Below are 25,279 nucleotides of genomic sequence, written 5' to 3'. Positions count from 1 at the left end.
AAGTCATGTAGTTATTCCTTTATTTTTAAAAGAGTTAGTATTTATAAGTTAAGGCATTATCTAAGCCTTCTATATTTAAAATTAATTCGTTTTGGGTGTTATTAATTTGCAATGGTTTTAAATTAAAACTTATTTGTTTTGTAAAAACAGCAAGACAAGCTTCATTATTTATTAATTGTATTTTTAAATAACGTTGTTCTGGCGACGATTCTGCAACAGCTTCAGAATCAACCAAATTAAACTCCCAAGAATCGCCACTACATCCAGATGCGCTAAAACTAAAACTTAGGCAATCATCTGTAATTTTAACATTGGACATGGTAAAAAAATCGGTTTCTAAATTCGCATACATTTCTGCGTCAAGCACAGCGGTTTTATCGCAATTCTCAGAATCATCATCATTCATAGCATCATCACAGGTCATATTTGTTAAACTCGACAAAACTACAATTGTCCAAAGTGTTATTTTAAAATTATTCTTCATTTTGATTTAATTTTCTGATAAGCAAGTGAATAAAACTAGCGGTTTTAAGCTTAAACAAATCCGTTTTTCCAAACATGTATTAAATACGTATTTACTTAATAGATAAAAAAACTCTAAAAAGGTTGCGCGATGACTTGCAATATTTTCAGAAATTATAAACACAAAAATTAACTGCCAATTTGTCACCAAACCATAAATAAATTATATCTTTGCATGCTTGTTGAAATGAAATATTTCAAATAATTATGGAAAAGACAATAGACGAAAATAAACAAGGTGAATCTTTAATTCTAGAACAAAAAGAAGGCAATAAACGCAAGCTTTTTATAGAGAGTTATGGTTGCGCCATGAATTTTAGCGACAGTGAAATTGTTGCTTCAATACTATCTGAACAAGGTTTTAACACCACGCAAACTATTGAAGAAGCCGATTTAGTTTTAGTAAACACCTGCTCTATTCGCGATAAAGCCGAACAAACCGTACGTAAGCGTTTAGAAAAATATAACACAATAAAAAACAACCATAACCCTAAAATGAAAGTTGGGGTTTTAGGTTGTATGGCCGAACGCCTTAAAAGTAAATTTCTTGAAGAAGAAAAAATTGTAGATTTAGTTGTTGGCCCCGATGCTTATAAAGATTTACCCAACCTTTTAGCCGAAGTTGATGAAGGTAGAGATGCTATTAACGTCATCTTATCTAAAGAAGAAACCTATGGCGATATTTCTCCTGTTCGATTAAATAGCAATGGTATAACTGCTTTTGTATCTATTACACGTGGTTGCGATAATATGTGTACATTTTGTGTTGTGCCATTTACTCGTGGTCGCGAACGCAGTAGAGACCCACAAAGTATTATTGAAGAAATTAACGATTTAGCCAATAAAGGTTATAAGGAAGTTACACTTCTTGGCCAAAATGTAGATAGCTATTTATGGTATGGTGGCGGACTTAAAAAAGACTTTGATAAAGCCAGCGATATACAAAAAGCTACTGCAGTTAATTTTGCCAAATTATTAGATATGTGTGCCATAGCACAACCTAAAATGCGTTTTCGTTTCTCAACATCTAACCCCCAAGATTTTACTATTGATGTTATTGAAACCATGGCAAAGCATAAAAACATTTGCAATTACATTCACTTACCTGTACAAAGTGGAAGCAACCGTATTTTAAAAGCCATGAACCGCTTGCACACACGCGAAGAATACTTTGATATTATTAATAATATTCGCAAACTTATTCCAGATTGTGGTATTAGCCAAGATATGATTTCTGGTTTCCCAACCGAAACAGAAGAAGATCATCAAGATACACTTTCGCTTATGCGATACGTAAAATATAGTTACGGTTACATGTTTGCTTATTCTGAACGCCCAGGAACTTTAGCCGAAAGAAAACTAGAAGACGACATTCCAGAAGCAATAAAAAAACGTCGATTAGCCGAAATTGTACAGCTTCAACGCGATTTAAGCGAAGAAGTTATGAAAAGCAATGTTGGTAAAGTGGTAGAAGTTTTAATTGAAAAATCATCAAAAAAATCGGATGCAGAATGGTCTGGAAGAACATCAGAAAACTTAGTAGCTGTTTTCCCTAAAGAACATTATAAAGAAGGCGATTTTGTAAACGTAAAAATTAATAGCTGTACAAGTGCTACCTTAATTGGAGAAGCTGTGGGCTATTCAGAAAACAATTAATATTAAATAAAATTTGAAGTCTTGATGTCTTTAAATCTCGACTTTTGAATATAGAAAAAATGGAATCTGTTCAAGCAATAAAACAACGTTTTGGTATAATTGGTAATACGCCAGCACTAAACCGTGCTATAGAAAAAGCTATACAAGTTGCACCAACAGACATATCGGTTTTAGTAACCGGCGAAAGCGGTGTTGGTAAAGAAAGTATTCCTAAAATAATACACCAATTATCGCACCGCAAACACAACAAATACATAGCAGTTAACTGTGGCGCTATACCAGAAGGCACAATAGATAGCGAACTTTTTGGTCACGAAAAAGGCGCATTTACAGGAGCAACTCAAACACGTAGCGGTTATTTTGAAGAAGCCGATGGCGGAACCATTTTTTTAGATGAAGTTGGAGAATTACCTCTAACAACGCAAGTACGTTTACTTCGTGTTTTAGAAAATGGCGAGTTTTTAAAAGTAGGCTCTAGTAAAGTACAAAAAACTAACGTGCGTATTGTTGCGGCTACAAACGTAAACATGTTTGAAGCTATACAAAAAGAAAAATTTCGAGAAGACTTATTTTATCGTTTAAGTACTGTAGATATTAATCTTCCGCCATTGCGCGAGCGACAAGAAGACATCCATTTATTATTCAGAAAATTTGCCAGCGACTTTGCATTAAAGTATAAAATGCCAACGGTTAAACTATCTGAAAACGCTGTGCAACTACTTGTAAAATATCGCTGGAGCGGAAACATTCGCCAATTACGAAACATTGCCGAACAACTTTCTGTATTAGAACAAAACCGAACCGTTTCTGCCGAAACTCTGCGCAACTATTTACCAACAACTGGAAATAATTTACCCGCAGTTATAAAACAAACAAAAGCAGAAAGCGACTTTAGTAGCGAGCGTGAAATACTTTACAAGGTGCTTTTCGACATGAAAAGCGATCTCAATGATCTTAAAAAACTTACCATGGAACTCATGAAAAATGGTAACACTAAAGATGTCGAAAAAAACAACGAAAGCTTAATTCAAAAAATTTACGGCAACCCAACCAATGATGATATTGCTTTTGAAGAACATGATGATGAAAGTGATTTTTTAAGCATTCCAGAACACACCACACCACCGGTAATAGAAAACGAATCTATAACCGATAAATATCATTTTGCTGAAGAAATTGAAGAAGAAGAAACTTTATCTTTACAAGACAAAGAACTAGAACTTATAAAAAAGTCTTTAGAGCGCCACAATGGTAAACGTAAATTGGCTGCTGCCGAGTTAGGTATAAGCGAACGCACTCTATACAGAAAAATTAAACAATACGATTTATAATTTTGAGTTTTAAATACATGAAACATTTAAAATATATTATTCTAGTTTGTCTAACAATAAGTACAATTTACAGTTGCAAAATTCAATATGGACTAACACAACCTACGTCTATTGATGCCGATTCATTTCAAGTAAATAGCTTTGAAAACACAGCGCTTTTAGTTGAACCTGGTTTAACAAGAGACTTTAAACTAGCCTTGGAAGATTATGTTCAAGACCAAACCAACTACAGTTTGGTAACTAATAATGGTGATTTAATTTTTGAAGGTGAAATTACAGATTACCGCATTTCACCAACTACATCAACATCTTCAAACACAGCCGCTCAAAACAGATTAACAATTTCTGTACGTGTTCGCTTTATAAACACAAACAATGCAGAAGATGACGTTGAGCAAACATTTTCATTTTTTTATGATTACGATGGTACAGCACAACTTACAGGAACTTTAAAAACTACAGCACACGAAGAAATTTTTGACCGTTTAACACAGGATATTATTAATGCTACCTTAGCCAAATGGTAAACCATATAATACAACAATAAAAAAAATTGAATAAATTTGGCACATCCAATGAATAAAAGTGATTTTACATATATACTGCAACACACGGAAGCTTTAACTTCCGAAAAATCTGATGCCGTAAAATCAATTATCGCAGAGTTTCCATATTTTCAGCCAGCACGCGCAGTTTATTTAAAGGGTTTAAAAGATCAAAATAGTTTTAAATATAATCAAGAGCTAAAAACTACAGCTGCTTTTACTACAGACAGGAGTGTCCTTTTTGATTATATTACTTCAGAAGAATTTATTCAAAATCAAATTTCCGAATTTATCAACCAAAACACCATTCATTTAAAAGATATAAATGTAGATATTGAAGATATTTCGGTTAATAAAAGCACGTTAATAGATGATAATTTACATAAGCAAATTGAAGAAACCGATGGCGCTTTAGACCCGAATTTATTTCAACCTAAAAACGAAACTAAAGCTTCAGAAACCCCTTCTGATAAAAAAAAAGCAATTGAAGCACCTGTTTTAACACTCAATACCGATGTGAAAATATCGCCGGAAACCTTATTAAACCTGGGGAAACCTTTTCAATTTAACAAAGCCGAAAAACATTCGTTTAACGAGTGGTTAAAAATATCGCATTTTAAACCCATAGAACGCGAAAACCCAACTATACAACCAACTCCAATAAAGCAAACCGCCCCAGAACCTGTTAAAAACGAACCAGACGAAGACTTAGAAAAACAAAAAAAGTTTGAGCTAATAGATAAATTTATTCAACAAAGCCCTAAAATAAGTCCGGTAAAAGACTCTGCACCAAAAGGCAATTTAGCCAAAGAGCAAATGATACAGCCCGAAGCCTTAATGACAGAGACTTTGGCTCGAATTTATGTAGAACAAAAAAATTATAAAAAGGCGATTCAATCTTATAAAATTTTAAGTTTGAAATATCCAGAAAAAAGTGGTTTCTTTGCAGACCAAATTAAAGCAGTAGAACAATTAAGAGATCAAAATAAATAAAACATAATGAGTACGTTTACAATATTTTTAGCCTTAATAATAGTAGTAGCATTTTTACTAATAGTTGTAATTATGGTACAAAACCCTAAAGGTGGCGGTTTATCATCATCATTTGGTGGCGGTGGCACCCAACAATTAGGAGGCGTTAAAAAAACAACCGACTTTTTAGACAAAAGTACTTGGACATTAGCAACCATACTTTTAGCATTAATTTTATTATCGAATGTAGCGGTAAACAGAAGTTCTGACAGTTTAGAATCGAAAGCTTTAGAAGCCGACGAAACTATCGAGCAACCACTTCCTACACCAGCAGCTCCAACAGCAACCAATGATGCTGCAAGCGAAACTGAAGAATAAAATTAAATACAACACATTAAAAAATGCCAACTTTTCCAGTTGGCATTTTTTGTTTGCACCAGTTTCGGCAGGCTGAAAGTTTGTCAGTTACCTCGCAATGGCACATTTTTAGCTTAAACGTATTTCGTAAACATTAATTTTAAAATTAAAAATATATCACAATGTCATTAAACATTAAACCATTAGCAGACCGTGTTCTTATAGAACCAGCTGCAGCTGAAACTAAAACGGCTTCTGGAATTATTATTCCAGATAACGCTAAAGAAAAACCACAAAAAGGCACCGTTGTTGCTGCCGGACCTGGCACCAAAGACGAGCCTATAACCGTAAAAGTTGGCGATACTGTTTTGTATGGCAAATATGCAGGAACAGAGCTGAAGCTTGAAGGTACCGATTATTTAATTATGCGTGAAAGCGACATTTTAGCAATAGTTTAACTGTAACTTTTCTATTTCCGCGAAAGCGGAAAGCTTATTAACAAAACTAAATTTAATTATACATGTTTCCTTTTTTAGGAACTGAAACAAAAATTTATAAAAATGGCAAAAGACATAAAATTTGATATAGAAGCACGCGACGGATTAAAACGCGGCGTTGATGCATTAGCGAATGCTGTAAAAGTAACTTTAGGTCCAAAAGGACGTAATGTTATTATTTCTAAAAGCTTTGGAGCACCACACATTACTAAAGATGGTGTATCGGTTGCTAAAGAAATAGAATTAGAAGATGCACACGAAAACATGGGTGCGCAAATGGTAAAAGAAGTTGCTAGCAAAACCAACGATTTAGCTGGTGATGGCACTACAACTGCTACCGTTTTAGCTCAAGCCATTGTAAAAGAAGGTTTAAAAAACGTAGCTTCTGGTGCCAACCCAATGGATTTAAAACGTGGTATCGACAAAGCTGTTGAGGCTATTACTGCCGACCTAGCTAATCAAGCACAAGAGGTTGGTAATTCGTCAGAAAAAATAAAACAAGTTGCTGCCATTTCTGCAAACAACGACGATACCATTGGCGAATTAATCGCTCAAGCTTTCACCAAAGTTGGTAAAGAAGGTGTGATTACTGTTGAAGAAGCTAAAGGTTTAGATACTTATGTAGATGTTGTTGAAGGTATGCAGTTCGATAGAGGTTATTTATCGCCTTACTTTGTAACAGATTCTGATAAAATGATTGCCGATTTAGAAAATCCGTACATTTTATTATTCGATAAAAAGATTTCTAACTTACAAGAAATTCTTCCAATTTTAGAGCCAGTTGCACAATCTGGTCGTCCTTTATTAATTATTGCTGAAGATGTTGACGGACAAGCCTTAGCAACTTTAGTAGTAAACAAATTACGTGGTGGTTTAAAAATTGCTGCTGTAAAAGCTCCTGGTTTTGGCGACAGACGTAAAGCTATGCTTGAAGATATCGCTATTTTAACTGGTGGAACTGTAATTTCTGAAGAAAGAGGATTTACTTTAGAAAATGCAGATTTAAGCATGCTAGGAACTGCTGAAACCGTAACTATCGATAAAGACAACACGACTATTGTAAACGGTTCTGGTGATGCCGAAGCTATTAAAGCTCGTGTTAACCAAATTAAATCGCAAATTGAAAGCACAACTAGCGATTACGATAAAGAAAAACTACAAGAGCGTTTAGCTAAATTAGCTGGTGGTGTTGCTGTACTTTATGTTGGTGCTGCTAGTGAAGTTGAAATGAAAGAGAAAAAAGACCGTGTTGATGATGCTTTACACGCAACTCGTGCTGCTGTTGAAGAAGGTATTGTTGCTGGTGGTGGTGTTGCTTTGGTTAGAGCTAAAGCTGTATTAGCAAATCTTGAAACTGCTAATTTAGATGAAACCACTGGCGTACAAATTGTAAATAAAGCTATTGAAGCTCCTTTACGCACTATCGTAGAAAATGCTGGTGGCGAAGGTTCTGTTGTAATTAACAAAGTACTTGAAGGTAAAAAAGATTTTGGTTACGATGCTAAATCTGAAGAATATGTAGATATGCTTAAAGCGGGAATTATAGATCCTAAAAAAGTAACTCGTATTGCTTTAGAAAATGCTGCTTCTGTTTCTGGAATGATTTTAACTACCGAGTGTGCTTTAATCGATATTAAAGAAGATGCTCCAGCTATGCCTCCTATGGGCGGCGGCGGTATGCCAGGTATGATGTAATGGCGAATCGCCATAGATAAATTATTTAAAAACGTCTCAATTTATTTTGAGACGTTTTTTTATTTTTCAATTACTTAGATTTATTTCATAAAATAAAAACATCATCATTTGGAACCAATTACAATAATTTCTTCTGCAATTTTAAGTCAATTACAAACTTCTGCGGTTGTGAATGCAATCGTCTCTAGTTTTATCGGGAGCAGATCAGATGAACTTCTTTGTAAAGGCACAAAACATCTTTTTAACAAAATAAAAAATAATGTTGAAGAACCCGCAAACCATGACATCCAAAAAGCAGTAAGGAAAGCCTATTTATGTGCTACTCATGTTACTACTGATGAAGTAAAAAATGATACTGATTTAAAAGAAATAAAATCCTATTTAAAAAAAGAGCTTTCAAAACTTAAAAAACCAAACATTCGTTTTCCAAAAACCGAGTTAGACAGTAAGTTTGAACAACTACTAAATCCAAAGGGTAATTCAGTTGATGAGCAATTACCAACAATTAAGCTATCATTAAAAGAAATGCTTTTTGAAGAGTTGAGATTGATGAAATTACGAGTTCCTCTGGAGCTTAAAAACAAAATCATGAATGGATGGAATGAAGGAAACAAACACTACGATTGGTATGAATTAATGTGTGCTTTTGCTACTGAAGATTTTAAAAGCAACGAAAGAATTAGAGCAGTTATACAAACAGACTACTTATCAATTTTAACACAACAAAGTAATGATATAAATATAAAAATTGATGATGTAGTAAGCCATCTTGAAGCCATTGAAGCAGCTTACAAGCCAATTTTGGTGAAGGTTGAAACTATTATTTCAATTGTAGAAAATACTAACGAGAAAGTAAACCAAATAGACAAAAAAGTTGACGACTTGGTTGAAGCATTAAAACAAAAAACAGGCGGTAAAAAAAACATCCCGTTTAACACAGAAGGTTTAAAAGCTAGCTCAAACTACAACAAAATAAAAACTAAACTTGAGGCACTATACCTCGACGAAGAAAACCTAAGAATTGAAATAGAGGATTATAAACTAGAAGTTAAAGAAGCAAACAGCAACAACCTTGAAAGAAAAAAACGCCTACTTAACAATGCTGAGCAAAACCGTTTAGAGGTAAATAAACAAAGAATTGATACCGAAAAGGAACTGGAGATTTTTGTAAGCGATGTTTTAAACCTCGCTAAACTATTAAACAGTGAAGAATTAATAAACAACAATGAATTAAGCACAATTAAAGCATTATTTAAACAAGGTAAATACCATGAAGTAAATGAGCTGCTTAACGAAGATAAATTATATAAAGAACTTGAATCTATAAACACAGAAAAGCATGAGCTCTCACAAAAGTTTTTGGTAAAAGCTCAAACCACAGTTATAGAAAAAAAAGAAAACTGGTTTAATTTAGCGTATAAATATTACCAAGAAGCTATCAATTTAGAAGAAACAGCAAATAATTTATTCGAATTTGCATACTTTTTAGGTATTCACAGAAAAATCTCAAATGCCATTTTTTATTACAATAAATGTCTCTCACTAAGAAGAAAACTCGCCGTGGAGAACCCAAATGCATTTTTGGCTGACGTGGCCATGACATTGAACAATCTGGCAATCCTGCAAAGCGACAACAAGGATTTCCAAAACGCCGAAAAAAATTACCGCGAAGCTTTAGATATCTTAAGAAAACTTGCTAAGGAGAACCCAAAACACTTTGATTTAGATTATGCCGAAACTTTAATTAATTTTTCTATTTTTTACTTAAAAAATATTCCAAATAAAGAAAAATCATTGCAATACGTAAACAAAGCCATAAATCATATTGCGCCTTACATAAAAACCATATTTTGGGCGCAACAACTGCAATCAACAGCAGATAAAATAATAACCCATTGGGAAAATAATTAAAATATATAAACCCTTCTTTTTTTTAAAATCGATGAAAATATTTACTAACTAAAATAGCTCAAGTAAATAAAGTTGAGCCTCACAAAGCAACATGTAGCACTCTTATGTTAAATTAGCATTAGTCTTAATCGGTATGGAAAAGACACCTAATGATTCAAATAGAAAAACGCTTCTCAATATTTTGGGAAGCGTTTTTAATTTTTAATTAAAATCGTCGAGTAAAGAATCATCGACATCTTTTACACATCTGCAATTATAAAGTAGCTTTCTAGTATTTTCATGTTCGTTAAAATATTCTCCATCGGTATACCTTGTAGAATATGACCTTGGCGATGGATTTGCACTATAAGAAAACGCCGCATAAGCAGCCGATTTTAAAGTTGCTCCAGTGTTTCCATTTTTTCCAGTATTTGGAGTAGATGTCCAATAGTATCCTATATTAAAACTAGACCATTTTGTACATGGATCGTCGGTTGGATAAGGCTTTATATTACTTGACCCAAATTGAACATTAAACAAACTAAAATAATGGCTATTTAGAATTTGGCTTTGTAAAATTTTAAAATCATTTATTGTTGGCACACGCCATCCGGTAGGACAAATTCCTTGAGCACCTTCACTCCTTGAACCATTCATTACAGTATACCAATTGTAATACCTACCGTATTCTTTCCTTTCAATAACTTTTCCATCTTTACAATAAGTTCTATATTCCGATCCTGATGCATTAAAATCTAAATTGGAAGTCATCCATATTTTATCACCTATTTTGGCCGTTGAATACTTTTTATTATCTCTAAAATCTATTAAAAAGGTACCTTTTTTCGCTTTTGACAATAATGTATTAGCATCTTTATAATTCGGGTTTATTTTTTTAATTTTTTCAAGAAAAACAAGTGCTACATGACTATTAGACACACTATTTGACTGAGCTTCTTGCTGTTTTGAAACCTTACTAGAGGTTGAAGTTATTTTAGAACTACCGCCATTTCCTGTGCCTGTAAGCGCTTCTAACAGTTTATTTTTATCGACGGAAATCTGTATTCCTTTAACCTCATTATTATTGATGTCATTAATAGAATTTGATTCTTTATTATTTTCAAAATTATCATTTAACAACAACTTAGCCTTCTCATAATAGGTATCGCATAAACTATTCGAAAATTCAGTTTTCGTGGTGTTAAGAATAGGAGCACTAGAATATTTTAAAGCATCATTTAATAAAAAAATCGCATTTTCTTTCTCGGTAAAGTTTGAAGCATTATTAAACATACTAGTTGACTCGTCTAAAATAAGTTCTCCAATTTTATCGCCAACCACTTTTTTTTCGTTCTTTACTTTTTCACCTAAAGTGGCATCTAATATTAAAGCACTCTGATAACAACTATATGCAGATTTTAATTCCATTTGATTTGACGAATTCGATTTTTCCCTAGCTTCATTCAAATAATCTGCTGAAGCTCTTTTTTCGACTTCCTTTAACACTAACTGTGACTGTACCAAAGCTTCTGAATAATCTCTTTCTGGAACAATTATGGTTTCTCCTTTTTTTGGTGGCACTAACCTTTCTTTTGAAAGACTATTTAACACCTTGACATAATCAATTAAGTTTTTGTAATAGCCAACAATTTTTGAAGCATTTTTAACGGAAGTAACACGATTAAAGGTGTCCATACTTTTTTGCAGTTCATTGATTTCTTTTTCTTTATAACTAAAGCCCTTTAAAATATATTCGGATAATATTTCATGCGATTTCTTTAACACTCTTTTCGATGGTTCGCTATAAGTTAGAGCCTTTGCTGCATAATAAGCGGCATCAAAATCTCTTTCTTTTTTTACAGCCAATTGAGCCTGTCTAAATTCTGGTTTTTGGGCCTGAAGGTTTTTAACCGATAAAAAAAACACTAATATGAATAATAAAACAAATGTTCTCATAACAATTCTTTTTTTTAATTAATTGGTTATCATAAACTTATTGGAAAACTCAAAAAAAGGCTTGCGGGATTCCACAAGCCTATCCTTTTTCTTAAAAAATTCAAATAACCTTAAAAACCACTTATCAATTTTATTGAAAAGCTTTTTACTTTTAACTTTAAGAAAAATTTGAACTATACATCCTAATTAAGATTCTTTATTTTGAGAAAACTACTTTTTGGGTTGAATTAAAATTGTATCCTTTAATATTTAGAAAATATACTCCAGATAGGTTTTGTTTTGGTAGAGCTAAAGTCATTTGCTTCTGTGCTATTGTATTTTCCTTAAAAATTAGCTCTCCTCTTAAACTGAATAATTGAATTTCGACAGTCTCATTAGATACATTATTAGGTAAAACCATATTAATTTTACTACTAGTAATTGGATTAGGGTATACTAAAAATTTCGATTGTTCTAACAATAAATCCTCAGTGCTTAGCACTGTACCTGTTACATTTAGGTTATCTAAAATAATTCCATCTTCATCATTTGCCGTACTAAAATCAGCGTTATCATATTGTTGAAACCTAACAATAGATTCACTAGAAAAAGATAAACCTTTAGCGCTAACCAAATCATCTAAATCTAAATTGACAGTGTCCCAAGTATTATTTGCCATTGTATTAAAATCAAATTGATAAATGCTTTCAAAACTTATGCCGCCATCATTACTAAAAAATATAGCATCTTGTGCGGGTTGAGATTCTTCGTGGTAAGGTCTTATTGAAAAAGAAAAAGTTACATCTTCATAGTTTTCTAAATTTAAATGGACATCTAAAGCATTTGCTGTAAAGCCATCATCACATATTTTACCCATTTGCAAACCAAAAGAACTGTTTGTTCCAGAAGCATTTGTAATGGCGACATAGCCAGTTGGTTTATTTGTATCTGTAATTGGAAAAACCGTATCATCTGCATTAGTCCAAGCCAAACTTTCACTTAACTCTAGGGTACCATCATCGAAATTTTCTTCATAAGGAAGACCTGCATAAACTATAGCGCGAGATTTTACACTAACATTATCTAAAACAAAACCGTCTTCGTCATTTGCAGTAGAAAAATCCGCATTATCATATTGCTGAAATCTAATAACAAACTGATTTGTTAAACTAAGCCCAACCGATGCCGCTAGTTCATCAATATTAAATGGAGGAAATTCTCCCCAAGTGTCATTACACCAATCTGCCGCTGTAAACTCAAAAGCTTTTAGAAATGTTAAACCACCATCATCACTTAAAAACAAACCATCCTGAAAATGACTTTCTTCACCATAATCCCGAATAGAAAAGGAAAGAAAAACATCAGTTTGATTTTCTAAATTTAAATGTAAGTCTAACGCATTTGCAACGTAATTACCGTCACATTTATTTCCCATCATTAGCCCAAATGAACTATCGGTACCTTGACCACCAGCAATATCAACACGACCTGTTGGCATTACGGCACCAGTTAACGGGGCAACCGTTTTGTCTGCATGTACCCAAGACCAGCTATCTCCTAAAATCCCTGTACCGATATCGAAATCATCTTCAAAAGGAAGACTAGCATAAACGATAGGACGAGATTTTACACTTATATTGTCTAAAATAAAACCGTCTTCGTCATTTGCAGTAGAAAAATCTGCATTATCATATTGCTGGAATCGGATGACAAACTGATTTGTTAAATTAAGACCAACAGATGCTGCCAATTCACCGATATTAAATGGAGGAAATTCTCCCCAAGTATTATTACACCAATCTTCCGCAGTAAACTCAAAAGCTTTTTGAAATGTTAATCCACCATCATCACTTAAAAATAAACCATCCTGAAAATGACTTTCTTCAGCAAAACTCCGAATAGAAAAGGAAAGAAATACATCCGTTTGGTTTTCAAGATTTAAGTGCAAATCTAGAGCGTTAGCTGTTAAACTTCCATCACACCAATTTCCCATTGCTACCCCAAAAGAATTATCGGTACCAAAGCCGTTTGTAATCCCAACTCTACCTGTAGGCATTACCGTACCTGTTAAAGGAGCAACTGTTTTGTCTGCATGTGCCCATAACCAGCTATCTCCTAAGACCCCTGTACCGATATCGAAATCATCTTCAAAAGGAAGACTAGCATATACAATAGGTTTAGATTTCACACTAACATTATCAAAAATAAATCCGTCTTCGTCATTTGCAGTAGAAAAATCTGCATTATCATATTGCTGAAATCGAATAACAAATTGGTTTGTTAAATTTAACCCAACCGATCCTGCTAGTTCATCAATATTAAATGGAGGAAATTCCCCCCAAATGTTATTACACCAATCTTCAGCATTAAACGCATAAACTTTTAAAAAAGTTGCTCCTCCATCGTCACTAAAATATATGCCATCCTGAAAATGACTTTCTTCATAATAACTTTTAATTGAAAAGGAAAGAAATACATCCTTTTTATTTTCTAAATTTAAATGTAAGTCTGCATAATTAGTAGCATAATCTCCTGCATCGGATGTTTTGCCTAGTCTTAAACCGAAGCTGCCGTCTATACCTGACCCAACATGCAGATCTATAAAACCGTTATTAGCAGTATCTGGGGTGGCTACCCAATTTGAGTTTAAGGTTCCTGTATCGAAATTATCAAAAAAAGGAATTTGAGCATAATCTTGAGCTGTTGCTCTAATTGTAATTAAAAATAATGTGATAAAAAGTAGTTGTTTAATTTTCATTGTTAATAGCTTTAAAGTTTGCTATCTAAATTAGATTAAACAACCCAAATCACATTGCGATAAACCGCAGAAAATCAATTTTTTACATAAAATTAAATTAAGCCTAGGTTTTTTGAAATATTGATAAGATGAGGTACGGTTTGGGCATTTAGGATTGTTTTAAGTCGTTCAATTTTGCTTTCAATTGTACGTTTACTTCCAGAAGGAATATTATGCTCTTTAAAATATGCAGGAAGTTCGTTTTGCTTTAAGCCATTGGCTAATAAATTTAAAATTAAAATATCGTTTTTAGTAACTTCGGTAATATTTTCAGAATTATTAAGTAGTGTTTTTATGCTTTTTGAATAATACTTTTCATCTTTATAAATAGCTTGCATAGCTCTTCCTATTTCATCTATCTCCCTTCTTCCCTTAGCAACAAAAGCATCAACACCAGCATCGTTTACCAACCTTTTAATTTTACCAACATTATTTTCTATAGAAAAAACAACAATTTTAAGATTTGGCTGTAATGCTTTTACTTTAGCTATTAATTTTTCTCCGTTGGCTATTTTGCCTTTTAAAAAATCATCTTGAAAAGACAAGTCTGTTATTAATAAATCGAAAGCTTTATTCGTTTTTAATGCTGCTTTTAATTTTAAATAAGCATCATCACAATAACTTGAGGTTTCTACATTCGCATTGGTTTTTTCTTGTAATATAGCTTGAAGTCCTTTACCGATACTCTGCTGATCTTCAACTACTAAAATTTTTCGAAACATAATTGGTCTTTTATTTTTTAAAAACAATTGTTGCTTGGAAACCTTTTCCAGGACTAGTTTCAAAATTAAAAACACCTTTTATGTTTTTTATGCGATTTTCCGCATTTTTCAAACCATTTAATCTTTCTTTATTTAAATCTGCTCCATCACCGTTATCATTATACGTAATTGTGCGCTGTTTATTATTATCGCCTAATATTAAGGTTATTATACTTGCATTACTGTGTTTTTTAGCATTTACTAGAAGTTCTTGCAATACCAAGTAAATTTCTCCTTTTTTATAATTAGCTATACTTTGCCATTCAAATTCTACTAAATTGGTTATTAGCTGAATGTTTGTAGGATTATATTGTACAAGTAGGTTATTTAACTCTTCTTTAAAGTTCGAAAAATCTATTTTATTATTGCTCGCAGATATATTTCTTGCGCGTTGATAAATATTATTTAATTTATTGCTCAACAGGTTTTCTCCTGATGACATGGGAGAGTTTGAATGATTTTCGACATAATTAGTTAGCAAATTAATTTCGTTTGCAACTTCGTCGTGTATGGTTTTAGATAAGGCTTCTCGCGTTTTATAAACACTTTCTATTTTATCGTTTTTATATTTAACGCTTTGAAATTTTAAATAAAATAGAGTAATGAGCAAGAATATTATTCCTGCAAAAATGAAAATGTTTTTTTGCTCTTTTTCTTTTAAAAGAGCTATTTCACGTTGTTTTGCTAGGTTAGTTTGCTGTAATAATTGTTCTGTTTTTTGCTGATCTTGGTATTTTATATGTGCAAATTGTGTTTTTACATTTAGCTCTTGTCGTTTTAAACTATCGCTTAAGTATATGTAACGATTTTTTAACGCAACATTATTAGGTTTCAATTCCATTAATAATCTTAAGGCTTCTAGTTCTCCTTTTGGGTATTTTACTAATTTTGAGACCTCAATTGCTTTTTCTAAATATTCGCTAGCTTTAGCTTTATTTTTCTTAATAAAAAACTCTCCAAGATGTTTGTAACTGGGTATTAAAGCTGTTGGGATATTATATTTTTCTCTTATTTCCAAAGCTGCAAATAAATCTTTACTGGTATTAATTGAATCTTTTAACCATTCATTATAGGCTAAATGATCTATAACTCTTGCTTTTTTTAAAGGTGAGGTCAATAAAAGCGTATCATTTTTAAGGCTTTTTAACAGCTTAATAGCTTCGCTATATTTTTTATTAGCGGTATGTACGACAGAAATGTTAATTTTATAATTCAACTTACTCATTTCGCTGTTAGTAAGTGCAATTGCCTTTTTATAATATTTAATAGCTTCGTTATAATTTAAAAGCTCTTTATTGCTTATTGCTAGCACGTTATACGCAGATGTAAAATTGCTTTTATCTTTATCTGCATTTAAATACTGTAGTGCTTGAGTAACACTTTCTTTACTACCAAAATAGTCGTTACTATTGTTTTGTAAATAAGCTAAGTTAAGTAAGCACTTGCCTACTTCGCTACTATCGCTAATTCTTTTAAAATGATTTTTAGCTTGATTGTAGAAATAAAAAGCACGTTCTGGCACATATTTTATATCATCAAAATAAAAGGCGTTTAAAAAGTTTGCATTTCCAAGGTAATAATGCTCGTTTTTAAATTTAGAGCTATTAATAAGTATATCATTAAAATATAACATGCTGTCATATTCCTTGTTTGAGTAATGTAATAGCGCTTTCTGATACAACACCTTAGAAAGAACACTGTCTATTTCTTTATTTTTAAGAATTTTATACGCACTATTTATCGCGTTTAATCTTAAATTTAATTTCTTCTTCTTGTTTTTCGAAATTGAGTACAACATCTCAACCTCCAAAACATCTTTATCTTTATTTATTTCCTCCTTGAATTCAGTATTAGAACAATTTGAAACCAAAACAAAAAGCAACACAAATAAAAACCTGAAAACCATAAACTTAAAGTTTTTAAACAAAAAAATAAAGATAAAAAAGATAGCTACATAATCCTTGATGTAGCTATCAAATTATTAAGAAAAATTAAACACCATTAGGTTGCGCTTTTTCTTGTACTTCATCAATTGAAAATAACTCTTGATCATTGGATGAATCTTCTAAATCTGTTTTGGTGCACGACACAAGGCTAGCACTCACTATTACAACTAACATTAATACTACTTTTTTTAGATTTCTCATTTTTTAAACTTTTAAAGGTTATTAAAATGAGAGGCCTCACATTTTTGCAACACTATGTTGCAGAGTAATTACATAACAAATCAAGCAAATGTTACAAACACCCCAAAGTCACCATTAGGACTTGTAAAGGAAATGTTAAAGACACTAATATTAACAAGGCTTTACCGCTGTTAAATAATTTGTATTTTTACTAATATGAATGATATTATTTTAAAAGAAATTATAGAATTAGCTTTTTTAAAAGCAGAAAAAACAATTGTACAGCCAACAAAACAAGCAATTTGTATAAAAATTTCTGAAGCTTTTGATGAAGATCCAACTATTAATAGTGTGACTTACAAAACTATTGAAAGAGCTTATGAAAAATATGTTTTAGGAAAAAAAAGGGGCGTTCCAAAACAGGAAACTATTGATTACCTATGTATTTATTTAGGTTATGAAAATTTTTCTGATTTTATAAAAAAAAGAAAAACATCTTTAAATAAAGGAGTTGAACCTGCAACTAACAGAGCAAGTCTCTTAAAAAAAGTATTAATTTCTGCATTAATAATTATTAGCATTTCTGCTTCGCTATTTTTAGCTACGTATAGAAAAGTTACCATTATAACTAACCAAAACAAAGACATTATACTTTACTCTGTTAAAAACAACAACAATAAAAAACTGGGGATATTAACTAAAGAAAACCACCACACTCTAGTTATATGGTTAATGATTGGGGAATCTGATTTATATTTTCATGACATTGAAGATTTCAACCAGGAATATCCTGGAGCAGAAAGAATACACGTGAAACCCTTTTGGAGATCGATGCCTAAAATTACCTTATCAAAAATATAAACAATATGAAATTAAATTTTATAATCGTAATCTCCGTCTTTTTATTTCAAAATATCAATTCACAAGAAAATCCAAAAATCAAATTCCTTGATATGGAATTACACTCCGATTACTATGAATTAAAATTATATAAACAAGAAATATTTAAAACCCACATAACACCCGATAGTTTATATGAACAACTTCCTTTAACAATTAAAAGTTTTGAATTTTCGCCTAACCAAAATTTAATTTCATTTTGTAAATCATGTGAAATACAAGTTTCTAAATTAGAAGCGAAGGATAAGGTTGAAGATAAATTAAAAATATGCTACGCAAAGTACATACAAACTGCACCAGAATTACGTTTTGCTTTCGAATTGCAAAAAAACAATGCCATATATCACATTAAAGAAGTGTCGGTATATATTTACAATTCTAAAATCCCTCTTAATATTGATAAAAATTATTTTAACCATAAACAAGATGAAAAAGAAAAGCTTTTTATCGATATAACAAAAACACGTCAAACACAAACTATACAACTAAACCAAGCTCATGCTGCAAAAGATGGCGGATTAGCTTTAAATTTAAGGTTTTTCCCGGCAGGGTTTTGGAATGGTAGTTTTGAGAAAACAAAGGTACTTCTGCATATCAATTTTATTTTTACAAATAACCAAACGATACAATCCGAACCTTTTATGATTGAAATATAAGCGACCTTAACAAATTGCGATTTATCGCAAACAATAAGCTATTACTTTTAATACTTTAAATTATTCATTTAAAAATATAGGAATAATGATTAATCTGAATGTTTTGCCTTATTTGTCTATGCTCTTTGCTTTTATTCTTCCATTTACCGTATATACGCAAAATCAAGACATTTTTACTGCTCAAAAACCACTCTCAAAAACATTGAACAAACCAAATAATTTTGGTGTAAACTATAAGTTAAGCGGCGACAAATCTAAAATTATTATAATTTCTGGTAATCAATTAGAAATTTGGGACACCAATTCTAGAAGAATCATACTTAAAAAACAACTAGATGATACTATAACAAACTTTGAAATTAATTATACTGGAAATATCTATTCTATTATAAAAACATCTAAAAAAAATAAACAAAGTAACTTTATAAAACTTTTTAATTTAAGTAATAATGATCCCTTATTTGAAATTTACCATAAACCAACAAGCCCAATTGATGCCTTTACTAAAGTGAAATTTAATAAAAATGGGGGGAAAATTTCAATAATCTATAAATCAAACGAGATTGATATTTACAATATTGTTAACAACAATTTTAATTTATTAAAACATATAAATACTAATCTTCCAATCAATAATAGTATAAAAGACTTCGAATTTTCTAATGATGACAAATCTTTCTTTATATTTTCGGGTAATGATTTTTCTTCAAACAAACCAATTACCTATCAACAATGGAGCCTAGAATCTTTTAAACCTATACAAACAATTGGTTCTAATTCCTTTTATTTCAACACTACAATAATGCTTCAAGCGTATGCTCAATTAGGGCATAAAATAGCTTCTCCAGGGTGGAACTTGGAGCATGGATTATTTGTAAATTGTAAATACATGCAAATGTATTCATCTTCAAAAAGAAAAGGTAATACAGATATTAATATTAACCCAAACCATAAAGTTTATCTAGAATTATTTAATGCAAAAACCGAAAAAACAATTAACCTATTAAGTCACAATGTTGGGTTTAATGAAGCCATAATTGCCGACTCTGAAACCATCATAACATCTGATGAAAATAAAAACATCCAAGTATGGGATATAAAAACAGGGAAATTAACACAAAGTTTAAACACAAATAAAGTTGTTTCAACCCAAGATTTTGCAATACCACATCTTAAAAAATCATCTCGAATAGCTATAATGGTAGTAGATGCAATAAAACACGAAATCTATTATTCGCTTACTAATCAAAATGAAATTAGAGTTTGGAACTATGAATATAATACTAATGAAATATTTCAATCTAACATCGCAAAAATAGAAGCTCCCTTTTTCACTTCAGATTCTACTGTTGTTTATAAAAGAGATATGTATTTGGAACATTTCGATTTTAAAAACCAAACCACAATTAAACGAACTAAAGAAAGTAATGCCAGCAAACCGTTTCATTTTAAATATAGCCTTTCTACAAACAAAGGCTTAACAAAAACAAATAACACTTTAAAATTATGGAATGTTAACTCCTTAATCCCTACAGACTCTATTAAAATTCCTAGCTCTCAGTTCAACCCCTATTTTACAAGTCCAGATTTAAGCTATTGTGCTATAGCAATTTCCAGCAGTTTAACCAATACATTTTCATCGCTATTAGAAAACACCAACAAACCATTAGATCATAAAAAATTAATGAATGACTTAATGAAGAATATGATGAATAAAACATACAAGCACGATGGCTCAAAAGTAGATGCCCAAAACATTAATGTTAAACTATATAAAACAGATAATTATATTTTAAACGAAGCTCAAGAAATTTCTGTACCTGCTTTTGCAATACAAAACATGAGTTTTATTCCTAACTCTAACCGCATTTTAATTACTGGTTTCAACCAACCTGTAGTTAATCAAACAGAAACGTACATACCTTTTACAAATTTCATTTATAATATTGATACAAAAAAACTACAAACTTTACCCAAAACTATTCAAGGTGTTTCAGTTATGATACCATCAACAAATAGTTTTCTTCTATTTAAAAAAATTAAAAACGAATTAATAGAAGCTAAAATTGTAGATATTAACTCTTTCAAGGTTTTAAATAGTTTCACCATCTCAACCCCAGGTTTTTTGGGAAATTATAAACTAAAATTTATAAATAAAGACCAAGTAATTCTCTATGGAAAAGCCTTTAATTATTTATTAAATCTAAGTTCTAAAACTATTAAAAAAACAAACTATTTTTTTGATGGTTTCGATATTAGTCAAAGTAAAGCATTTTTAGTTACAACGAATACAGAATTATCATTCTACCATAAATCTTTAGAAAATAAATTATACACAAAATACCTCCACAAAGATAACCTTAGTAGCATAACTGTTCTTCCTAACAATTATTATTTAAACAAAGGCAAAGGTTACGAGCTTGTAACACTGTTAAAAAACAATAATGCTTATAGCTTTGAACAATTTGACCTTAAATACCATAGACCAGACCTAGTAATTGAAGCTCTTAAAGAAACAATAAGTAATAAATTATATAAAACAAAAGAACTAAACAATTTAGCATACACAAAAAGATTACAACGAATTGGAATGCAAGAATTCGAACTCGATTCAAATTTTCATGCACCAGACTTAAACATTATAAATAAAGCGACACTTCCTAATAAAACAAACAATCCTATTCTAAACCTAGACATTAAGGCTTTTGACAATAAATACAAACTCGAAGAGCTACAAGTGAGCGTTAATGGTGTACTAGTTAAAAATGCAGATTACAACTTAGATATGCAGCAAACCTATTCAAAAATATTACCCATCACATTATCTAACGGAAAAAACAAAATACTATTATCTGTAATTAATAATAAAGGAATTGCATCTGCTAAAAAGGAAATAAATGTTGAGTATGTAGGGGAGCCTATTCAGCCTAACTTGTATATTGTTTCCTTGGGGATTTCTAAATATGAACATCTAAGCAAAACACCTAATTCATCCAATGATGCTAAAAAAATAATTAAGCTTTTTGAAACAAAAAATACTAATGTTAAATCTCTAAGTTTAATAGACAATGAGGTGACTAAAACTAATTTCAACAAAATTTCAAGTTTTTTATCTTCCAGTAAAGAAAACGATATTATTATATTTTTTGTTTCAGGTCATGCTCTAAGAAGCCGAAACAACTATTTCTATTGTTCTTATAATTCAAAAGCCGAAAATATAAGCATTACTGGCATATCATATGACGATTTTGATACACTTTTAGGCAACACAAAATCTAGAAACAGACTACTTATACTAAACACGTGTTATTCTGGAGAAATTTATTATGTTAACAATTTACAAGAAATAGAGGCTATAAACCTAATGATATCTGTTTTTGAAGATTTAAAACTAACCAATGGCACTACTGTTATTTCTGCTTCAGAAGGAACAAAGAAATATTACGAAAGCAATGCAGAAACCAATGGAGCTATTACTATGGCTATTGCCAACCTAATAAAAACTAAAAAAGAAATTACAATTCAAACTTTTTGTAAAGAAATAGTAAATTTTTGTGATAAAATAAATAACGCCGACCCGTTTAAAAGTGAATTAAATAAAAACACCCCTTTAATTAGATTTAATAACATATACAACAACTATAAAGTCTGGTAATTAAGCAAAAAAAGTACTTCGTTCTAAATTAACCTATTTGTTTAATCCATTATTAACAATATGTATTTATCAAAAAAATGCTACCAAACGCAGTATTGCAAGTTTCGATAGCATTTTTTTAATAATAAATATCAGTTGATTTTATTGCTTTTTCTCTTCTTCATGCTCATCTTTTACAGCATCATCGCGATACCTACAACATGGGTGAACCGATAAATATTGCTCTTCGGTAGCTTTAATATCTTTAGTATCGTGACCAACAGAAGCTATTTTAGTTTTAATAGAATCTAAATTGGTTTTTTTTCCGTTGTAGTACAATTTTAATTCGTGGGTTTCTACATTCCAATTAGCACTTTTCACCCCTTTAGTTGCTAAGCAAGCTTTTTCTATTCGGCTTTTGCACATCATACACACACCATCAACCTCAATGGTAGCTTGTTCATTTTTACTTTGTGCAAATGTTACCGTGGCCAATAGCATAATGGCTATAACTGTTATTTTTTTCATATTATTTATACTTTTTCATTTCCGCGAAAGTGAAAATATTATTATTAATTTATTTTAAAATCTATTTTTTTACAATACTTTAAACCTCAATCCTGCATAATACATACTACCAAAAATAGGGCCATACACAAAAGTAGTATCAAAATACGAACCAAAAGGATCGTCTGCACTTAAAACCGGATTATCTTGCCTAACATTAGTTATATTTTCGCCTCCTAAATATACTTCAAACTTTGGAGAAAACACTCTTGTTATTTGCGCATTTAATGTTGCTACTGTTGGTGTACGATCGCCTAACTGAAATGCTGTTGGGTTTATTGCTGTTGATGCGAAACGTTGTGTACCCAACCAATTATAAGTAGCATCAAATTTCCATTGTTTACCATCGTCTTTTAAATGTGTTTCATAAGATGCGTTTGCAAAAATTCTATGTTTAGGGGTAAGTGGTTTTTCTAATTTACCTGTACTATAATCGGTTTTAACGTCATAAAATTTATAAGCCGCTCTTACATCAAAATGTTCAAACACATTATAATTCATTTCTACTTGAAAGCTATTAGCATAACTTTCCCCCTCTAAATTATAGAAATTTATTTCTTGCGGATTTTCATAATCTATAACCACTTGGTTTTTAAAATCGGTTCTATAAAAATCTAAAGTTACATCGGCTTTTCTTCCAAAAAGATTAAAACCTTGCAGGTAAGACACCCCATAATTCCAAGCTATCTCAGGATCTAAACCATAAATTTCGCCCGAATTATTTAATACATTTATACTTCTAGATGTTGCAAAAACACTTTGGTTTTCGGCAAAAATATTAGCACTACGCTTACCACGTCCAAACGATGCTCTAAATGCCGATTTACCCCAAGGCGTATATCGCGCATGGAATCGTGGTGTTATAAAAGTACCTAATAAATTATGATGATCTACACGTAAACCTGCGGTTAAATTCAGTTTTTCTAAATTATCGAAATTATATTCAAAAAAAGCACCAACCGAATTTTCTGTACGTTCGTAATTTGGGTTTAAATTATCAACATCTAAAACCTCATCGTAATGATCGAAAGTATAGCTAACTCCTGTTTTAATTTTATGTCTAGAATCCGAAATTATAGAATTATAAATAACATTAGCATACAAGCTGTTGTGGTTTATTTCATAAACATTTAAACCGTAATACGATTCTTGTTTGTGCCCACTAAAAGCCGTTTGCACACCAACACTTTGCCAAGGCACCTGCGGATTCACATAACCTAATTTAGCTGAAATTTCGTAACGCTTGGTATCAATTTCACTGCCCCAATAATTGGTAGTAAGCTTATCGGTATCTGGATTAAAATCAACTTGTCCTGCCTGTTTTTCATCATTTAAAAACTTTAAATTAATAAAACTCACCAATCCTTTTTGCGGATTAGTATATTGCCAGCGGTTCATTATATTAATTTGGTTATACACTGGCATGTCTAAAAACCCATCGTTATTAACATCATGCTTTTGGTTATGCGTATTACCGTGTAAATACAAACCTGTGCTCCATTTTTCGCTAACATTGGTGTTAAAATGTGTGTTAAGCTCCATACGCTCGCTAGAAGCGCCATAAAAATTTACAAAAAATTTATTATCGGTAGTTGGCTTAACCAATTCTGCATTTATTTGGCCAGCAATACTCTCGAAACCATTAACCACGCTACCAGCTCCTTTGGTAATTTGAATACTCTCTACCCAAGTTCCAGGAATAAAACTTAGTCCAAAAGCTTGCGAAGCTCCTCGAACTGTTGGAATATTTTCGGTAGCAATTAAAATATACGGACTCGTAAGCCCTAACATTTTTATTTGTCGGGTACCCGAAACTGCATCGGCGAAATTCACGTCAATAGACGGGTTGGTTTCAAAACTCTCAGATAAATTACAGCACGCCGCTTTTAAAAGCTCGTCGCTACTCACCGTCATTACATTAGTTGCACTTAAAAACGATTTTGCTGTCGCTTGTTTACGCGAGGTCACGGTAACTTCATCTAAATTATCGCTTGGCTGCAACCAATGTTTAATAGGTTTAAGTTCGTTAATAGTTAACGTATCCGTTTTAAAGCCAACATAACTAACTACTAATTTTTTATAATTGGTGTTATAAGGCAAATTAAATTCGCCATCTAAGTTAGTAACTGCACCAATTTCTGTATTTAACCAGTATACATTGGCACCAGCTAAAGGTAAATTTTGGTTATTGTTGTTAGCTTCGAAAATGGTACCAGAAATTTTATCCTGAGCTCCATTTAACATAGGCCAAAGCAACAATAAATATATTAAATGTTTCATGTATTTGTTTTTGGGCGTTACCCTCGAAACTTCGGGGTCGGGCTTTGCGCTATATCTTTTTTATGCCTCTTCTCGATACATTTTACTCATACTTCGTAAAACACTCGAAGTGACATAAAAAAGGATGCCGCTACAATCCCTAACGCAAAGGGTAACTA

19 protein-coding genes are annotated in these 25,279 nt (G+C 31.5%); 11 read left to right on the top strand and 8 right to left on the bottom strand.

Annotated features, from left to right (window positions below):
• Positions 1-34: 34 nt before the first annotated feature.
• Positions 35-484 (bottom strand): hypothetical protein, encoded by a 450-nt coding sequence (locus PW52_RS01545; RefSeq protein WP_044631154.1) that lies wholly within the window; start codon positions 482-484, stop codon positions 35-37.
• Positions 485-729: 245 nt separating this feature from the next.
• On the opposite strand from PW52_RS01545, the gene miaB reads away from it, so the two are divergent.
• The 8 genes from miaB to PW52_RS01505 all read left to right on the top strand — a co-directional run bounded on the left by miaB (position 730) and on the right by PW52_RS01505 (position 9,486).
• Positions 730-2,178, top strand: a complete 1,449-nt coding sequence (miaB, locus tag PW52_RS01540) for a tRNA (N6-isopentenyl adenosine(37)-C2)-methylthiotransferase MiaB (RefSeq protein WP_044631153.1) — start codon at positions 730-732, stop codon at positions 2,176-2,178.
• A 59-nt stretch (positions 2,179-2,237) separates the two neighbouring features.
• On the top strand, positions 2,238-3,509 hold the full coding sequence (locus tag PW52_RS01535; protein WP_044631152.1) for a sigma-54 interaction domain-containing protein: 1,272 nt from the start codon (positions 2,238-2,240) through the stop codon (positions 3,507-3,509).
• A gap of 17 nt (positions 3,510-3,526) precedes the next feature.
• Positions 3,527-4,036: an LPS assembly lipoprotein LptE gene (gene lptE, locus PW52_RS01530; protein WP_044631151.1), complete on the top strand. Its 510-nt coding sequence runs from the start codon at positions 3,527-3,529 to the stop codon at positions 4,034-4,036.
• 48 nt (positions 4,037-4,084) lie between these two features.
• The gene (locus tag PW52_RS01525; RefSeq protein ID WP_044631150.1) at positions 4,085-5,047 is read left to right on the top strand and encodes a hypothetical protein; all 963 of its coding nucleotides are present in this window, start codon (positions 4,085-4,087) and stop codon (positions 5,045-5,047) included.
• 6 nt (positions 5,048-5,053) lie between these two features.
• Positions 5,054-5,404 (top strand): preprotein translocase subunit SecG, encoded by a 351-nt coding sequence (gene secG, locus PW52_RS01520; protein WP_044631149.1) that lies wholly within the window; start codon positions 5,054-5,056, stop codon positions 5,402-5,404.
• A gap of 161 nt (positions 5,405-5,565) precedes the next feature.
• Positions 5,566-5,841 (top strand): co-chaperone GroES, encoded by a 276-nt coding sequence (locus PW52_RS01515; RefSeq protein ID WP_044631148.1) that lies wholly within the window; start codon positions 5,566-5,568, stop codon positions 5,839-5,841.
• A gap of 102 nt (positions 5,842-5,943) precedes the next feature.
• Positions 5,944-7,575 (top strand): chaperonin GroEL, encoded by a 1,632-nt coding sequence (gene groL / locus PW52_RS01510; RefSeq protein WP_044631147.1) that lies wholly within the window; start codon positions 5,944-5,946, stop codon positions 7,573-7,575.
• 108 nt (positions 7,576-7,683) lie between these two features.
• Positions 7,684-9,486 carry a tetratricopeptide repeat protein gene (locus PW52_RS01505; protein WP_044631146.1) on the top strand — a complete coding sequence of 601 codons (1,803 nt, stop codon included), beginning with the start codon at positions 7,684-7,686 and terminating at the stop codon, positions 9,484-9,486.
• Positions 9,487-9,687: 201 nt separating this feature from the next.
• Here the strand turns inward: PW52_RS01505 and PW52_RS01500 are convergent, their stop codons facing one another.
• The 5 genes from PW52_RS01500 to PW52_RS17490 all read right to left on the bottom strand — a co-directional run bounded on the left by PW52_RS01500 (position 9,688) and on the right by PW52_RS17490 (position 17,105).
• Entirely contained in the window at positions 9,688-11,421 is a 1,734-nt protein-coding gene (locus PW52_RS01500) for an FISUMP domain-containing protein (protein ID WP_044631145.1), read from the bottom strand.
• Between the two features lie 196 nt (positions 11,422-11,617).
• On the bottom strand, positions 11,618-14,158 hold the full coding sequence (locus tag PW52_RS01495) for a T9SS type A sorting domain-containing protein (RefSeq protein ID WP_044631144.1): 2,541 nt from the start codon (positions 14,156-14,158) through the stop codon (positions 11,618-11,620).
• 92 nt (positions 14,159-14,250) lie between these two features.
• On the bottom strand, positions 14,251-14,919 hold the full coding sequence (locus PW52_RS01490; protein WP_044631287.1) for a response regulator: 669 nt from the start codon (positions 14,917-14,919) through the stop codon (positions 14,251-14,253).
• Between the two features lie 10 nt (positions 14,920-14,929).
• A complete protein-coding gene (locus PW52_RS01485; RefSeq protein ID WP_044631143.1) occupies positions 14,930-16,864 on the bottom strand; it encodes a tetratricopeptide repeat-containing sensor histidine kinase in 1,935 nt (644 codons plus the stop codon).
• An 85-nt stretch (positions 16,865-16,949) separates the two neighbouring features.
• On the bottom strand, positions 16,950-17,105 hold the full coding sequence (locus PW52_RS17490; RefSeq protein WP_165586739.1) for a hypothetical protein: 156 nt from the start codon (positions 17,103-17,105) through the stop codon (positions 16,950-16,952).
• 195 nt (positions 17,106-17,300) lie between these two features.
• Between PW52_RS17490 and PW52_RS01480 the strand changes: the two genes are divergently transcribed.
• The 3 genes from PW52_RS01480 (at position 17,301) to PW52_RS01470 (ending at position 22,295) form a co-directional block, all read left to right on the top strand.
• Positions 17,301-17,945, top strand: a complete 645-nt coding sequence (locus PW52_RS01480; protein WP_044631142.1) for a hypothetical protein — start codon at positions 17,301-17,303, stop codon at positions 17,943-17,945.
• A gap of 92 nt (positions 17,946-18,037) precedes the next feature.
• Entirely contained in the window at positions 18,038-18,640 is a 603-nt protein-coding gene (locus tag PW52_RS01475; RefSeq protein WP_044631141.1) for a hypothetical protein, read from the top strand.
• A gap of 85 nt (positions 18,641-18,725) precedes the next feature.
• On the top strand, positions 18,726-22,295 hold the full coding sequence (locus PW52_RS01470) for a caspase family protein (RefSeq protein ID WP_082050794.1): 3,570 nt from the start codon (positions 18,726-18,728) through the stop codon (positions 22,293-22,295).
• Between the two features lie 141 nt (positions 22,296-22,436).
• Here PW52_RS01470 and PW52_RS01465 read toward each other — a convergent pair whose 3' ends face one another.
• Together PW52_RS01465 and PW52_RS01460 are read right to left on the bottom strand one after the other, a co-directional pair.
• Positions 22,437-22,802, bottom strand: a complete 366-nt coding sequence (locus PW52_RS01465) for a heavy-metal-associated domain-containing protein (RefSeq protein ID WP_044631139.1) — start codon at positions 22,800-22,802, stop codon at positions 22,437-22,439.
• Between the two features lie 69 nt (positions 22,803-22,871).
• Positions 22,872-25,121 carry a TonB-dependent receptor gene (locus tag PW52_RS01460; protein ID WP_044631138.1) on the bottom strand — a complete coding sequence of 750 codons (2,250 nt, stop codon included), beginning with the start codon at positions 25,119-25,121 and terminating at the stop codon, positions 22,872-22,874.
• Positions 25,122-25,279 lie beyond the last annotated feature (158 nt).

The organism is Neotamlana sedimentorum, assembly GCF_000943565.1.
GTDB lineage: Bacteria > Bacteroidota > Bacteroidia > Flavobacteriales > Flavobacteriaceae > Neotamlana > Neotamlana sedimentorum.
This window is presented reverse-complemented; position numbering and strand designations above follow the sequence as displayed.